Below are 14151 nucleotides of genomic sequence, written 5' to 3'. Positions count from 1 at the left end.
TTTAAACCCCTTTTGATGAGTGAAGAAACTGAAGCACAATTAAACGAAGAAAATAAGCATACCGTAATTCCTATTACTGGCCTTTACGAAAACTGGTTCCTCGATTATGCTTCTTATGTGATCCTGGACCGTGCGGTGCCCCATATTAATGATGGGCTTAAACCTGTTCAGCGTAGAATACTGCATTCGCTGAAAGAAATGGACGACGGCCGCTTTAACAAGGCTGCAAATGTTATTGGTAATACCATGAAGTATCACCCGCACGGGGATGCTTCCATCGGTGATGCCATGGTACAGATCGGCCAGAAAGATCTCCTGATCGACTGTCAGGGAAACTGGGGAGATCCAATTACCGGCGACAGCGCTGCTGCGGCCCGGTATATTGAGGCGCGCCTGTCTAAATTCGCAAACGATGTGGTTTTCAATCCTGATACCACAACCTGGCAATTGAGCTACGATGGCCGGAATAATGAACCTTTAACCTTACCCGTAAAATTTCCTTTATTGCTGGCGCAAGGTGCCGAAGGTATTGCTGTAGGTCTTGCTACCAAGGTAATGCCGCACAACTTTGTGGAGTTGCTTGATGCTTCCATCGAAGCACTAAAAGGTATCCGGCCGAACATCCTGCCGGATTTCTTTACCGGTGGTATGGCCGACTTCTCTGCTTACAATGAAGGTATGCGTGGCGGTAAGATCCGCGTGCGCGCTAAGATCACCGAGAAGGATAAAAAGACTTTGGTTATTACGGAAATCCCTTACGGTACCACTACGGGATCTGTGATCGACAGTATCTTATCTGCAAATGAGAAGGGTAAGATCAAAATCAAGAAAATCGAAGACAATACCGCCCAGAACGTGGAGATTGTCATTCAACTTGCACCCGGTATCTCTCCGGATGTCACCATAGATGCGCTGTATGCTTTCACCTCCTGCGAGGTGTCCATATCGCCAAACACCTGTATCATTAAAGATGATAAGCCGCAGTTTCTGAGTGTTAACGATATCCTTATTGAGAATACCAATAACACGAAAGCCTTGCTTAAGCAAGAGCTGGAAATTCGCTTGCATGACTTACAGGAAAAGATCTTCTTCAGTTCGCTGTTAAAGATCTTCATTCAGGAAGGTATGTATAAACATCCTGAATATGAGAACTCGAGTAACTTCGATATGGTTGTACAGGTACTCCATGGATTATTCGATCCTTTTAAACCGCAACTCTACCGGGAAATCCTGCCGGAAGATTTTAAAAAGCTGATCGATAAACCGATGAGCAGTATCACCCGCTTTGATGTGAAGAAAGCGGATGAACAGATGAAGTCGCTTGCGGAAGAGATCAAGGTCGTGAAGAACCACCTGCGTCACCTTACTGATTATGCGATCGCCTGGTTCCAGAAATTAAAGGACAAATATGGCAAAGGCCGCGAACGTAAAACGGAAATCCGTTTGTTTGATAGGGTGGAGGCTTCTAAAGTGGCGCTTGCCAACGTGAAGCTTTACATGAACCGTATCGACGGCTTTATCGGTACCGGTCTGAAAAAAGATGAATACATCACCGACTGCTCCGACCTGGATGAGATCATTGTTTTTCGTGAGGATGGTAAGTGTATCATCACCAAAGTTGCTGACAAGACCTTTGTCGGCAAAGGCATCATCCATGCTGCCGTATTCAAGAAAAACGACGAGCGTACCATTTATAACATGATCTATAAAGATGGTGCAAGCGGTATCGCTTACATCAAACGTTTTGCGGTGATGGGGGTTACCCGTGACAAGGAATATGACCTGACTAAAGGTACCAAGGGCTCTAAGATGCTCTACTTTACTGCTAATCCAAATGGAGAGGCAGAGATTATCAGTGTACAGCTGAAGCCACATTCTAAGCTGAAGAAGGTAAACTTCGACGTTGACTTTGCAGAAACCAGCATTAAGGGTAGAGGCTCACAAGGTAATATCTTATCGAAATACCCGGTTAAAAAAATCGTGCTGAAGAGCAAGGGTGTTTCCACACTATCAGGGTTGAAAATCTGGTATGATGATCTCCTCAGACGATTGAACGTAGATGGCAGGGGAAAATACCTCGGTGAATTTGATGGGGACGATAAGATCCTCCAGGTACACCGGGAGGGCTGGTATGAACTCAGCACTTTTGAGCTCAGCAATCACTTCGATGCAGACCTGATCATCATTCAAAAATATGATCCTGAAAAGCCTTTCGCTGTCGTGCATTACGATGGTAAAGCAAAGAACCAGTTTATCAAACGTTTCGTGTTTGAGCCAATTGCGGTAGGTAAAAAGCAGTCGTTGATCAGCGAGGAGCCTGGATCGAAACTGATCTGTATCACCAGCAATCCGGATGCGAAGCTGGTTGTAGATGTGCTGAAGGGCAAAACGCAGATCCCGGAAACACTGGAAATTGTACTCGCTGAATTTATTGATCTAAAAGGCATCAAAGCGCTTGGCAATCGTATGACACCGCACGAGGTGCAAAACATTGAGATTGTAGATGCAGAAGAAATTGAGCCTGTGATTGAAGAGGCCGCAGAAACAAACGAACCTGTGGAAGGGGAGTTGCCCGCTGGCGTATTGCCCCTCGTGATCCCGCTGAAAGAAGTTTCAAAGGCGGAAGAAGCACCAGCTCCGGAAGTACAAGAAACCGAAGCGCCGGAACTGGAGGAAATGCCTGTTGATGCTGCGCCTGAGCCTTCGGAAGAAGAACCAGAAGAACATCAGACGGAACCGGAAGCCCCAGAGCTTGCGTCAGCAGCGCCTATTGATGCGGTGCCGGAAGTTAGCCCTGATGCTCCTGTGGAAACCGTTGCTGCGCCCGAAGCCTCCAGCAATACAGCGGATGAAGCGCCAAAAAAGCCTAAGGTCAAAAAGCCTTGGGGTAAAAAGAAGATAGATCTGGAAATTACCAATCCGGAGGATATTGATATTGACGACACCGGACAACTGGGCTTGTTTTAGAACAAGCCTGGAATCCTTTCTGCGGCCATCATGAACGAGATACCAAAGATTGCTGCAGAAAGGAAAAACGTCCAATCCCACTTTTTGACCTTCACAATGTTGATTAGAATAAATGCCAGGAGTAGCGTGGCAATTACAATAATCAGCTGACCAAATTCAAGTCCTACATTAAAAGCAAAGAGCTCAGCGACAATGCTGCTGCTCTTACCCAACAGACTTTTCAGGTAATTCGAGAAGCCCATTCCATGTACTAAACCAAAGAACAAAGCGAGCCAGTACTTAAATTGTACACCTTTGGGCTTGCTTTTTTTATTAAACAGGTTTGCTATTGCGGTGATCAATATGGTTACTGGAATTAAAAATTCGATCAGCGCGCTGTTGATCTTGAGGATATCGAGTACACTCAAAGCCAGCGTAATACTATGTCCGATCGTAAAAGCGGTAACTAAAATGAGGACTTTTTTCCATTCGGAAATGGTGTAAGTGCCACAAAGAACCATCACAAACAGGATATGATCATATCCTTGAAAATCTAAAATGTGTTGCCAGCCTAGCTGGAAATAAAGTGGGAAATCTTGCATTTCGGCTCAAAATCGTAATTAAACTTAGAAAATCAAAATGCCCCTTGGTAAGCCCTGAGGTTCAGGCCTGCATTGGATTTGCAAGGTACTTGTGACGTAGTTGCCAGGTGCTTGCTCCGTACTTCGTACGTATGGAGACGTAGCAAACCCCTATCAACTTCGTCTCCACTATGATGCAATACTCGAGTAAATTCTAGGCTGATCGGGAATTTTATGTGTTGCCTAGCCTTGTGGAAAGCCCGATGTACAGGCAAAAAAAAGCAGCCACTTTGGGCTGCTTATAAAAGGATGGTGAATTCTTATTGATACTGAATATAGATCGGTGCCGGTTTAAGTTTAAGCAACTCTTCCGGCGTCATCAAGCGGTTTGGCGCTTGTTTAAGATCATTCTTGTAGAACAGTTTGAATCCGGTGAATTGTACAGGTTCACTTTCGATGAAGTGTCTGTAGGTGCCTTTCTTAAGCTCTGGGCCACCCCAGCCGTCCATATGCATGACCAGTTGCACTTCTGGTCTGAGTTTAATGTTCTTATAGTTCGTTACCATTTTTCTGGTAAACCGGTGTATGGTAAATACTTTTGGCGGCAAGTCATGTTTCTTCACCAGGTCTGCCAGGTAAGTCGAACAGTAGTTGATGTCGGCAGCGTCATAAGTACCGATTCTGCTTCCAGGTCTTGAGCCATCTTTCATGCTAAACTCCGGATCAATACCCAGGTGAACATTTGGCAAGGCCAGGTATTTTTCAATTCGAGGCAGTTCGTCTTTGATGTTACTCAGGGCAACCTGGAGATCAAGAAATACGATGGCATCGTGCATTTTAGCGATTTTCATCACCGAATCGATCTGATTGTTTCCCATGCGGTTGATGTATTTGCCGTCTTTACCAGGAGTACCGCTGGCAACGGCAGCAATATAATGCACGCCTGGCTGTACTGGTGTCGCGGGGTCTGCTTTCTCCCAACGTTTAACTTCCGCATTCAGGCGGCTCCACATCTCTTTGGGTGGATATTCGCCCAGGGCGCCCATTCTCTTAGAATGCAGATTACCATAATAAACCACGATCCGTTTAAAGGGTAGGATTGCACCTGCCAGTGGATAGGGCTGGTTCTTTACCGGCCACTTTCCAGTCGTATCCCCGTTGGCAAGTTTTGTAATCAGTTCATCGTATTTTGCAGTATCCACCGGCGTTCTTTCCACTTCCGGTTCGGCTTCGGTTATTGCCGCAGCATTTGTGACCTTTGCATTTGTGTTGCCATTTGCAGTTGCTTTCTGCTCCGCCGAGCCGCAGGAAGACATTAGCCCAAGGGCCGTCAAACCGAGAAAGAATGACCCGGTCAGGTGAGATTTAATCATATGGGATACATTAGGTGTTAAACTAAACTTACACATCGGTTGCTTTTTAAACGCAGCCGATGTGTTACAAGTATAAGCTTTAATTAGGATTGAAACTTGTTGAATTTACCAAACACGCCAAGTGGCAGCTTAATACCAGAGGTTGCCTGAAGAAACAGTTCGCCAGTTTCCAGGTTTTGAACCTGTGGGAAAGATGTTTTAACGAGGTTTTCTACGATAACGGAAGAAAAACCAAGAGAGTAGGTATTCAGGATCAGGAAGTGTTCTTTTTCATCCAGCAGTTGCACTACTTCCTGCATCATTTCCTGGATATGGTCTTCCAGTTTCCACTTTTCGCCATTTGGACCGTGGCCAAATGCCGGTGGATCTAAGATGATACCGTTGTATTTTTTACCGCGTTTAAGTTCACGTTTAACAAATTTAAGTGCATCTTCGACTACCCAGCGTACATCTTTTAAGTTGGAAAGTTCCTGGTTTTCATTTGCCCAGTTTACCACTTGTTTGATGGAATCTACGTGCGTCGTATCTGCACCCGCAGCTTTAGCGATCAATGAAGCGGCGCCGGTATAAGCAAACAGGTTTAATACTTTCGGATTCGGGGTTTTAAACTTCTTCACGCTGGAAGAAATATAGTCCCAGTTCACAGCTTGCTCAGGAAACACCCCTACATGTTTAAATGACGTTAAGCCAAGTCTCAGGTTGATGGTAACTTCATCATTGGTATAGGAAATATTCCAACGATCCGGAATTTGCGAAGCAGTTTTGATCCACTCTCCGGAAGTCGCTGAACGGCCTTTGAATCGGATATGGGTTTGTTTTTTCCATTCTTGCTCAGAAAGTGTTTTCTTCCAAACAGCCTGTGGCTCTGGTCTTGACAGGATCAGGTTTCCAAAGCGTTCAAGTTTTTCAAAATCCCCGCAATCTATCAGCTCATAATCTTTCCAATGAGTGGGACTTAATAGGCTAATCATAATTATTTTATAAGTGTGTATTAAAAATTCTTCTTTGCGGCTTTCATAAAGCGGCTGGCAAAGACGAAATCGTTTAGTTCTTCGATGTCTGTATGGGCAATTTCCTTATTCGAGCCCTCCCAGAACTTTTTACCCTGGTGCAGGAATAAGATGTAGTCGCCGATACCCATTACAGAGTTCATATCGTGCGTCACCACAATGGTTGTGGTATTATATTCTTCCGTAAGCTCTTTGATCAGTTCATCGATAACGATGGATGTTTTTGGATCTAATCCAGAGTTGGGCTCATCCACAAAAAGGTATTTCGGGTTCATGGCAATGGCACGTGCAATACCAACACGTTTCTTCATACCGCCGGATAGTTCCGCAGGGAAAAGTTTGTTTTTGCCTTCGAGGTTCACACGTTCAAGACAAAAGTTTACACGGTCCATCTTTTCAGATTTAGGTTGATCGGTAAACATGTTTAAGGGGAACATGATGTTTTCCTCAACGGTCATGGAATCAAAGAGGGCAGAACCCTGAAAGAGCATACCAATTTCCTTACGGATCTCGATCCGTTCTTCAAAGCTCATGTTCGTGAATTCCCTGCCGTCGTAGAGTACGCTGCCTTCTTCAGGTTTGTGCAGCCCGATCATACACTTCAGCAAGGTGGTTTTTCCCGAGCCGGACCCCCCGATGATCAGGTTGGTTACCCCTGGTTTAAATGTGCCTGATATGCCCTGGAGCACTTTATTTGGCCCGAAGGACTTGTGAATGTCTTTAACTTCAATCATAATAGCAATTGGGTTACAATATAATCACAGGCGAGGATTGAAATACAGCTTACCACAACAGCTCTTGTACTGGCCTGTGCAACTTCCAGAGCGCCACCCTGCACATAAAAACCTTCGTAGGCGGGCACCGAGGTGATGATAAATCCAAATACAAAGGCCTTAACTAAAGCTACCGTAATGGTATAAGGAATAAAGTCTGTGGTGATCCCCTGAATGTAGTCTGCCGCCGATATCGCTCCTGATAGTGTTCCACCGAAAAAGCCGCCAATGATGCTTAACATCATGGCATAGATTACCAACAGTGGTACCATAGTAATACCCGCCAGAATCTTCGGCAGGATCAGGTATCCGGGCGAGTTTATGCCCATGATCTCCAGGGCATCGATCTGCTCGGTTACCCGCATGGTGCCGATTTCAGAGGATATTGCAGAACCTATTTTTCCGGCAAGTACAATGGCGCTGATGGTTGGACTAAGTTCCAGAATACTCGAGTCGCGGGTTACGGAACCAATAATTGTACGTGGTATAAAGTCGCTAACCAACTGAAAGGCAATCTGCAGCGTCATTACTGCACCGATGAAAGTTGAGATGATGGAGATCAGACCCAGGGAGCCGACGCCGATGAAGTTCATCTGCTGAAAAATCGCTTTCATATAAATAGAGAACTTTTCAGGCCTTCTGAAAACAGCCTTTAACAGCAGAATGTATTTACCAAAGTTTGTAAAATTCATTTAATAGGTTAGCTAAGTACAATTAATATGAATACTACAAAGAAACAATAAAAATTGTTGCATGGTTGGGTAATTTATTAAAAAACAATCATGGTAGCAGTGTGTTTAATTGCAAAAGCACTTTATGGATTCCTTCAATATCACCATTACAATACAAGATCAGCCGATATCGCTAACCCTGCAGCCGGAAAGCCCGGAAGCCTACAAAGTTATTTACCATGATATGTTGGTAGGGGAAATCGTGAAGTCGAAAGATACCGGGAACTGGGAGGAGCTCCCAATAGATCAGGTGAGCCCTGGCATATATAAGATGTATGAACATCATGATAGCAACACGGCTAAAGTGCTGCTTGATGAAAAAACCATCTCCGAAATTGGGACCGAAATTGAACGCCAACAAGCCTCGTAAAAAGGTATTTTTGTTTTTTTATTATAAAAAACATGAATGCGATAATTACGGGTGCTACAAAAGGAATAGGGCGGGCCATTGCTATTAAGCTGGCTGAGGAAGGTTACAATCTTGCGATTTGTGCCAGAAATGAGGCTGAACTCAGCGCCTTGGCTTCAACGTTAGCAGCTTTCGATGTCAAGGTACATTACCGCGCGACAGACTGCGCGAGCAAGTCTTCTGTTTATGAATTTTGCGATTTCTGTTCGACCGTGTTTGAGCAGGTAGACCTGCTGGTAAATAACGCCGGGGTGTTCATTCCTGGGAGTTTCCTGGATGAAGATGATGACAGTTTCGAGCAGCAGCTGCAAATAAATCTCAGCAGCGCCTATTACCTCAGTAAATATATAGGTAGGCAGATGCGTACACAGGCTTCCGGCCATATTATAAACATCTGTTCTACAGCGAGTAAGCAAATTAAGGAAAATGCCGGTAGTTATGCTGTAACTAAATCAGCCTTGCTCAGTCTTAATAATGTATTGAGAGATGAATTGGCAAAACACAATGTAAAGGTTACTGCAATTCTTCCCGGTTCTACGCTCACCGCTTCCTGGGACGGCACGGAGATTCCGAGAGAAAAGTTTGTTCAGCCTGAAGACATTGCCGAAAGCATCAGTCAGCTCCTAAAATTAAGCACTGGAGCGAACGTAGATGAGCTGATCATCAGACCAATAAATTTTTAGGAAAAGGAGGCCCATATTATGGAAAAGCGCTTATATCGAAACGACTTTGAGAAAGTCATCGCTGGTGTATCATCCGGCATTGCAGATTACATGGAGGTAGATGTTACCATTATCAGGCTTCTGTTTGTTTTGTCCACCGTCTTTCTGGTTGGAACCGGGGTACTGGTTTATCTGGTGATGTGGATCGTGGTACCGGTAAACCGGAACCCTGCAGCGAAGTACAACAAGTTTAATGATTTTTTCAGGCAGCAGGGACCCACTACCGGTTACACTGCACCGGAATGGCAAGCACCGGTAGAGCCCGTTGAACCTGCACAACCTGCAGATCCATTTGGCACCACAAATCCGTTTGCTTCAGGTCCAAACTGGACCAGGCCGCAGGACTTCAAAAGCTTTAGCAAGCCGAATGATACCGGCCGGACCGTGGGCGGATTGTTTCTTCTGGTCATCGGCCTTTACTTTCTGATGAACGAATTCGACATTATCCCATATTGGTTTAAGCTGCATAAACTCTGGCCATTGGTGTTTGTTGCAATCGGTCTAAGCTTCATCATGAAATCAAAACGTAATGACAGCTTTCAGGACTGGAAAGATGAGACCCTGAACCAACAGGCGCAGGAGAAAAATGAAACTGATAACACCAAAACTTTGTAGCCATGAAACTAGATAGAATATTATGGGGCATTATCCTGCTGTTTGTAGGTCTGGTACTCCTGCTCGAAAACTTTAATGTCATAGAATTTTACTGGAGAAATGTATGGGGCTTCTGGCCGGTGTTCCTGATCATTGCTGGTGTAAACATACTTTTTAACAAAAATAAGTCGCAGACTGGCAGCATGATCTCAATCGGTGTGCTGGTAATTACGCTAGGATTCCTGTTTTATCGTGGACAACAGCCGCCGGAGCACCGCGGTTTGTTCGGGGGTAACTTTGACAAGGACATTAACATTGACATAGACGATGAGGTGGATGACACTGCTCATATGGAGCGTTTGACCTTCGCAGAGCCCTTTCATCCCGACAGCTCAAAGAAGGTGGTATTGAACATCTCCGGTGGTGGCACATCTTTCAGGCTGGATGGTCCAACAGACAGTCTGATCAATGCAGTTGTCGAAAAATCCAGAGGTACCTTTACCCTGCAGAAGGAGTTTGTTGACTCTGTACAAAAACTGACCTTCAGAATGCAGGAGAAAAAGGGAAAGTGGAACATGGGCGACGGCGGTAATGATGTCGATTTTAAACTGAACACCCAGCCGGAGTGGGAGGTAAATATGAATATGGGTGCGGGGGAGGTAGATTTTGACCTGTCCGCCTACAAGATCAGGACCTTCAAGTTTGAAGGTGGTGCGGCTGCACTGGACATTAAGATGGGTGATTTACTGCCTATTGCAGATGTTGTCGTAAAGACAGGTGTTGCTGATGTAAAAATTAAAGTTCCAACTGGCGCAGGCTGTCGCATCAAGAGCAGTACTGGCCTGTCTGCCAAAGATTTCACGGGATTCACCAAGCTGAACGACGGCTCGTATGAGACGCCAAATTATGCCGGTTCAACCAAAAAGATCTTTATCACACTTGATGGTGGATTAAGTAACTTTGAAGTATCCCGTTACTAAGACGAGAATTACGAAGATGGCAGATTCTGGATCGGTGCAGTACACGGTTGTGATCAACGGCAAGCCGCAGGGCCCGTATCAACTAGCCGAGTTAAAAGGCCTGAATATCAAGTCAGGCACCTTTATCCGTAAACCAGGTATGAATGATTATAAAGAAGCTCAGGAGTTCCCTGAACTGCGTGAGCTTCTTGGTTTCAGATACCAGCAAACCGCGCCCCAATATTTTGCTTCCTTTGATCAGCGTTTACTGGCATCTGTCGTAGACTACTTCTTGATCCTGATGTTCTATGTGTTTGCCTTGCTGCTGAGTTTTCTGATTATTCAGGAGAAAACCATGCGGATCTCGGTGGGCATAACAATGTTGCCAGCGATACCGGTAATTAAGTTTATCTATGGTGTATTTGCTGAAAGTTCCAGGGCCCAGGGTACCCTGGGTAAAAAACTGCTAAATATTAAGGTTACTGATATGTGGGGCAACCGGATAGATTTGATCACGGCCTTTGGTCGTAATGCCGCGAAGATCCTGTCTGTATTGCCGTTCTTTTTTGGATACCTCTATAGTTTTCTCAACAAAAAGCAACAATGCTTTCACGACATGGCTGCAAATACGCTAGTTATTAAAGATCGATTGATATAATCTTTATCTTTGTAACGCATGGAAAACGTAACAACGCCGCAGGTACTTGGCGGCATATATTGCAACAGCTTAACTGATTATTCAAGATTTATAACCCGGGAAGTGTATATCGGTGATGTGCCTATGGGTGGAAACAACCCAATCCGGATTCAGTCTATGACAACCACTGATACCATGAACACCATGGCGACGGTGGAGCAAACCATAAAAATGGTGAATTCTGGTTGTGAATATGTACGGATTACGGCGCCAAGCATGAAAGAGGCGGAAAACCTGGCGAACATCAAAAGGGAGTTGCGAAGTCGTGGCTACAATGTTCCGCTGGTGGCGGATATTCACTTTACGCCGAATGCTGCCGAAGCGGCGGCAAGGATTGTGGAGAAGGTTCGCGTGAATCCGGGAAACTATGCCGATAAGAAACGATTTGAGAATATAGAATATACACAACTTGCCTATCAGGCGGAGCTTGAGCGCATTTACAAGAAGTTTAAGCCCTTGGTGAACATCTGTAAGGAATATGGTACCGCCATGCGTATTGGAACCAATCACGGTTCGCTATCCGACCGGATCATGAGCCACTATGGCGATACACCGAGAGGAATGGTGGAGTCTGCAATGGAGTTTATCCGCATGTGCGAAGATCTGAACTACTATAACCTGGTGATTTCTATGAAAGCCAGTAACACCCAGGTGATGGTACAAGCCTACCGTTTGCTGGTGGAGACCATGGTGAAAGAAGGGATGAACTATCCGCTGCATCTTGGTGTGACAGAAGCAGGTGATGGGGAAGATGGGCGTATTAAGTCGGCGGTAGGTATTGGAACCCTGCTTGAAGACGGCCTTGGTGACACGATCCGTGTGTCACTAACCGAGGATCCGGAATTTGAAGCGCCTGTTGCAAGAAGCCTGGCGGACCGCTATGCTAAGCGCTCAGTGGGCAAGGCTGCTGTGCAGGTTATTGATCCTGGAAATTTAACGTATAGTCCTTTCGAATATAACAGACGACAAACTTCCGTGGTGCAAAACATCGGTGGGCATCATCATCCTGTGGTGATGCTGGATGTGCGTGCGGAGAACCTGAAAGATCCTTATTTTCTAAATGCAGCAGGGTACCGTTACCATGCAGGCTTAGATAAGTATAACCTGGCAGATCAGGCTGCCGATCTTGTCTTCCTAGGTGACGAGCTGCCATCATTCGCCTTTCCTGGAAACCTTCGTCAGGTTTATAACTATAATACCTGGTTGTCGCTTAAAGACAGGACCAACTGTTATCCATTGTTTCTGGCAACTGACTTTATCCAGGCAGAAGTAAAAGACCCTTCCATAAATTTTCTGCTGATTAATGCCCTGCATTTTGATGAGGCTTTTATAAGGTCTTTAGGAGATCATGTGGTGTTGGTGTTAGAAACATCTGCGGAACATGGCATGGCTGAGCAACGCGCGTTCTTCAATAAAATGCAGCAAGCAGGTATTAGCCTGCCGGTAATTATCAGACGCAGCTATAAAGGGATCAGCAATGATGATCTGATGCTTTATGCTGCGACAGACCTTGGTGCTTTGTTAACCGATGGATTTGGTGATGGTATCTGGCTGGTCAAAGAAGAGGATCAGGATCTTGGCCTGGTAAACAGCACAAGCTTCGGGATTCTGCAGGCTACACGCACCAGGATCTCGAAAACAGAATACATTTCCTGCCCGAGTTGCGGCAGAACACTTTTTGATCTGCAGGAAACAACTCAGTTGATCCGCTCCAGGACAGATCATCTTAAAGGGATCAAAATTGGTATTATGGGCTGCATCGTTAACGGTCCGGGCGAAATGGCGGATGCGGATTATGGTTACGTGGGTACTGGTCCGGGTAAGATCACCCTTTATCGTGGCAAGCAGGTGGTGAAGAAAAACGTGAATACAGAACGTGCTTTGGATGACCTGATTGAGCTCATCAAAGAAGACGGAAACTGGGCTGAAAGTGGCCGATAAAATAGAACCTTTCTAAATTATTGTTAATTACAGCCTAATGACAGTGGTACAGCATCCGCTTGTTACTTTTGTTACCTAGAAAATAACACCAGAACCTACCTTGGAATATTTAAAGATTATTGCTTTCACTCACAAACAAATTGATCTAAAAGCTTTAGGTAAATTGGTGATTTGCGAGCAAACACTTGATGACCGACTTAAAAAAATTCAGGATGAATTGAACATAAAGGAGATCTTTTATGTCGGCACTTGTAACAGAGTTGAGTTTATTTTTACGACACCCGAGAAGGTTGACCGTGATTTTACGGTTAAGTTTCTGACAGTTTTGGATATGGGGCTTCCGGAAGAATACATGGAAGCATTTGTGGATAAAGTATCTGTTTACGAGAAGGTGGAGGCCTTCAATCATTTGTTAAGGACATCTTGCTCTTTAGAAAGTCTGGTAGTAGGTGAGAAGGAGATTCTTGCACAGATCAGAAAAGCCTATGAGAACTGCAGGCTGGGCGGCTTTACCGGTGATGGTCTTCGTACCATTATGGACCGTGTAGTGAAAACCGCTAAAGAAGTTTATACCAATACGAACATTTCTAAAAATCCGGTATCTGTTGTTTCTCTTGCTTACCGGAAACTTCGTGATCTAAGTATGTGCGCCAACTCGAGGCTGCTGATCATTGGATCCGGAGAAACCAACAAAAACTTAGCACAGTACCTCAAAAAACATAAATACTCCAATTTTTCTATTTTCAACAGGACCGTGGAGAATGCGGCCTCTATGGCTGCTGACCTTAATGCGCAAGCTTATCCACTTACAGAACTGGAGAACTTTAAAGGCGGCTTTGATGTGATCATTACCTGTACTGGTGCTACAGAGCCAATCATCACAGAGGAGCTTTATAAAAAGCTGCTGAATGGCGAGAGCGACAAGAAGGTTATTGTTGACCTCGCTATCCCCAATGACACCGCAGTGGAAGTGATCAAAAACTATCCTGTCCACTACATCGAAGTGGAATCTCTAAAGGAAATTGCCCGCAAAAACATCCAGGAACGTTACGACGAACTGGTAAACGCGGAAACCATCATTGAGCAGAACATCAAAGAATTTGATCTGGTATTACGTCAGCGCAAAATAGAAATTGCGATGAGCAGTGTACCGAAGAAGATCAAAGAGATCAAGAATACTGCAATCAATGGCGTGTTTGCTGACGAGATCAGCACCATGGACGAAAACTCCAAGCTTATTCTGGAAAGGGTAATGAACTATATGGAGAAAAAATGCATCAGTGTTCCGATGGTTATGGCCAAAGAGATCCTGGTGAATAGTAACGAAATCTAAGCTTCGTCAAGGCAATTACATTATTTCTATAATATTTAAGACTATAACTCTTTTAGGTTAAATTTGTCCTCGATCAGCATGG

Annotated in this window: 13 protein-coding genes; 8 read left to right on the top strand and 5 right to left on the bottom strand. The window is 44.8% G+C overall.

The window, feature by feature from the left end:
* The first annotated feature begins 15 nt into the window (after positions 1 to 15).
* On the top strand, positions 16 to 2967 hold the full coding sequence (locus ACTHQF_RS14525; protein WP_440431215.1) for a DNA gyrase/topoisomerase IV subunit A: 2952 nt from the start codon (positions 16 to 18) through the stop codon (positions 2965 to 2967).
* Here ACTHQF_RS14525 and ACTHQF_RS14520 read toward each other — a convergent pair.
* The 5 genes from ACTHQF_RS14520 to ACTHQF_RS14500 form a co-directional block, all read right to left on the bottom strand.
* The gene (locus ACTHQF_RS14520; protein WP_440431213.1) at positions 2964 to 3548 is read right to left on the bottom strand and encodes a HupE/UreJ family protein; all 585 of its coding nucleotides are present in this window, start codon (positions 3546 to 3548) and stop codon (positions 2964 to 2966) included. The two genes, ACTHQF_RS14525 and ACTHQF_RS14520, sit on opposite strands and share 4 nt — an antisense overlap.
* Positions 3549 to 3847: 299 nt before the next feature.
* Positions 3848 to 4900, bottom strand: a complete 1053-nt coding sequence (locus ACTHQF_RS14515; RefSeq protein WP_440431211.1) for a hypothetical protein — start codon at positions 4898 to 4900, stop codon at positions 3848 to 3850.
* An 83-nt stretch (positions 4901 to 4983) separates the two neighbouring features.
* Entirely contained in the window at positions 4984 to 5871 is an 888-nt protein-coding gene (locus tag ACTHQF_RS14510; RefSeq protein ID WP_440431209.1) for a class I SAM-dependent methyltransferase, read from the bottom strand.
* A gap of 20 nt (positions 5872 to 5891) precedes the next feature.
* Positions 5892 to 6644, bottom strand: coding sequence for an ABC transporter ATP-binding protein (locus tag ACTHQF_RS14505; RefSeq protein ID WP_440431208.1), 753 nt, complete (start codon positions 6642 to 6644; stop codon positions 5892 to 5894).
* Complete coding sequence (locus ACTHQF_RS14500) at positions 6641 to 7375, bottom strand: MlaE family ABC transporter permease (protein WP_440431206.1); 735 nt, start codon at positions 7373 to 7375, stop codon at positions 6641 to 6643. The genes ACTHQF_RS14505 and ACTHQF_RS14500 overlap by 4 nt, the downstream gene beginning before the upstream one ends.
* Positions 7376 to 7499: 124 nt before the next feature.
* Here ACTHQF_RS14500 and ACTHQF_RS14495 point away from each other — a divergent pair, with 124 nt between their 5' ends.
* From ACTHQF_RS14495 to hemA, 7 genes are all read left to right on the top strand, one after another.
* Entirely contained in the window at positions 7500 to 7784 is a 285-nt protein-coding gene (locus tag ACTHQF_RS14495) for a hypothetical protein (RefSeq protein WP_440431204.1), read from the top strand.
* Between the two features lie 32 nt (positions 7785 to 7816).
* A complete protein-coding gene (locus tag ACTHQF_RS14490; RefSeq protein ID WP_440431202.1) occupies positions 7817 to 8506 on the top strand; it encodes an SDR family oxidoreductase in 690 nt (229 codons plus the stop codon).
* A gap of 18 nt (positions 8507 to 8524) precedes the next feature.
* Complete coding sequence (locus tag ACTHQF_RS14485; protein WP_440431200.1) at positions 8525 to 9160, top strand: PspC domain-containing protein; 636 nt, start codon at positions 8525 to 8527, stop codon at positions 9158 to 9160.
* Positions 9161 to 9162: 2 nt separating this feature from the next.
* The gene (locus ACTHQF_RS14480; protein WP_440431198.1) at positions 9163 to 10119 is read left to right on the top strand and encodes a LiaF transmembrane domain-containing protein; all 957 of its coding nucleotides are present in this window, start codon (positions 9163 to 9165) and stop codon (positions 10117 to 10119) included.
* Between the two features lie 16 nt (positions 10120 to 10135).
* Complete coding sequence (locus ACTHQF_RS14475) at positions 10136 to 10756, top strand: RDD family protein (protein WP_440431196.1); 621 nt, start codon at positions 10136 to 10138, stop codon at positions 10754 to 10756.
* Between the two features lie 18 nt (positions 10757 to 10774).
* On the top strand, positions 10775 to 12736 hold the full coding sequence (ispG, locus tag ACTHQF_RS14470; protein ID WP_440431195.1) for a (E)-4-hydroxy-3-methylbut-2-enyl-diphosphate synthase: 1962 nt from the start codon (positions 10775 to 10777) through the stop codon (positions 12734 to 12736).
* 100 nt (positions 12737 to 12836) lie between these two features.
* A complete protein-coding gene (gene hemA, locus ACTHQF_RS14465; protein WP_440431193.1) occupies positions 12837 to 14069 on the top strand; it encodes a glutamyl-tRNA reductase in 1233 nt (410 codons plus the stop codon).
* Positions 14070 to 14151 lie beyond the last annotated feature (82 nt).

The sequence above is a fragment of the Pedobacter sp. SAFR-022 genome (assembly GCF_051965375.1).
Lineage (GTDB): Bacteria > Bacteroidota > Bacteroidia > Sphingobacteriales > Sphingobacteriaceae > Pedobacter.
This window is presented reverse-complemented; position numbering and strand designations above follow the sequence as displayed.

Coding starts and splice junctions, on each gene's coding strand:
- ACTHQF_RS14525 (WP_440431215.1), top strand. CDS start 16: ATGAGTGAAGAAACTGAAGCACAATTAAACGAAGAAAATAAGCATACC.
- ACTHQF_RS14520 (WP_440431213.1), bottom strand. CDS start 3,548: ATGCAAGATTTCCCACTTTATTTCCAGCTAGGCTGGCAACACATTTTA.
- ACTHQF_RS14515 (WP_440431211.1), bottom strand. CDS start 4,900: ATGATTAAATCTCACCTGACCGGGTCATTCTTTCTCGGTTTGACGGCC.
- ACTHQF_RS14510 (WP_440431209.1), bottom strand. CDS start 5,871: ATGATTAGCCTATTAAGTCCCACTCATTGGAAAGATTATGAGCTGATA.
- ACTHQF_RS14505 (WP_440431208.1), bottom strand. CDS start 6,644: ATGATTGAAGTTAAAGACATTCACAAGTCCTTCGGGCCAAATAAAGTG.
- ACTHQF_RS14500 (WP_440431206.1), bottom strand. CDS start 7,375: ATGAATTTTACAAACTTTGGTAAATACATTCTGCTGTTAAAGGCTGTT.
- ACTHQF_RS14495 (WP_440431204.1), top strand. CDS start 7,500: ATGGATTCCTTCAATATCACCATTACAATACAAGATCAGCCGATATCG.
- ACTHQF_RS14490 (WP_440431202.1), top strand. CDS start 7,817: ATGAATGCGATAATTACGGGTGCTACAAAAGGAATAGGGCGGGCCATT.
- ACTHQF_RS14485 (WP_440431200.1), top strand. CDS start 8,525: ATGGAAAAGCGCTTATATCGAAACGACTTTGAGAAAGTCATCGCTGGT.
- ACTHQF_RS14480 (WP_440431198.1), top strand. CDS start 9,163: ATGAAACTAGATAGAATATTATGGGGCATTATCCTGCTGTTTGTAGGT.
- ACTHQF_RS14475 (WP_440431196.1), top strand. CDS start 10,136: ATGGCAGATTCTGGATCGGTGCAGTACACGGTTGTGATCAACGGCAAG.
- ispG (WP_440431195.1), top strand. CDS start 10,775: ATGGAAAACGTAACAACGCCGCAGGTACTTGGCGGCATATATTGCAAC.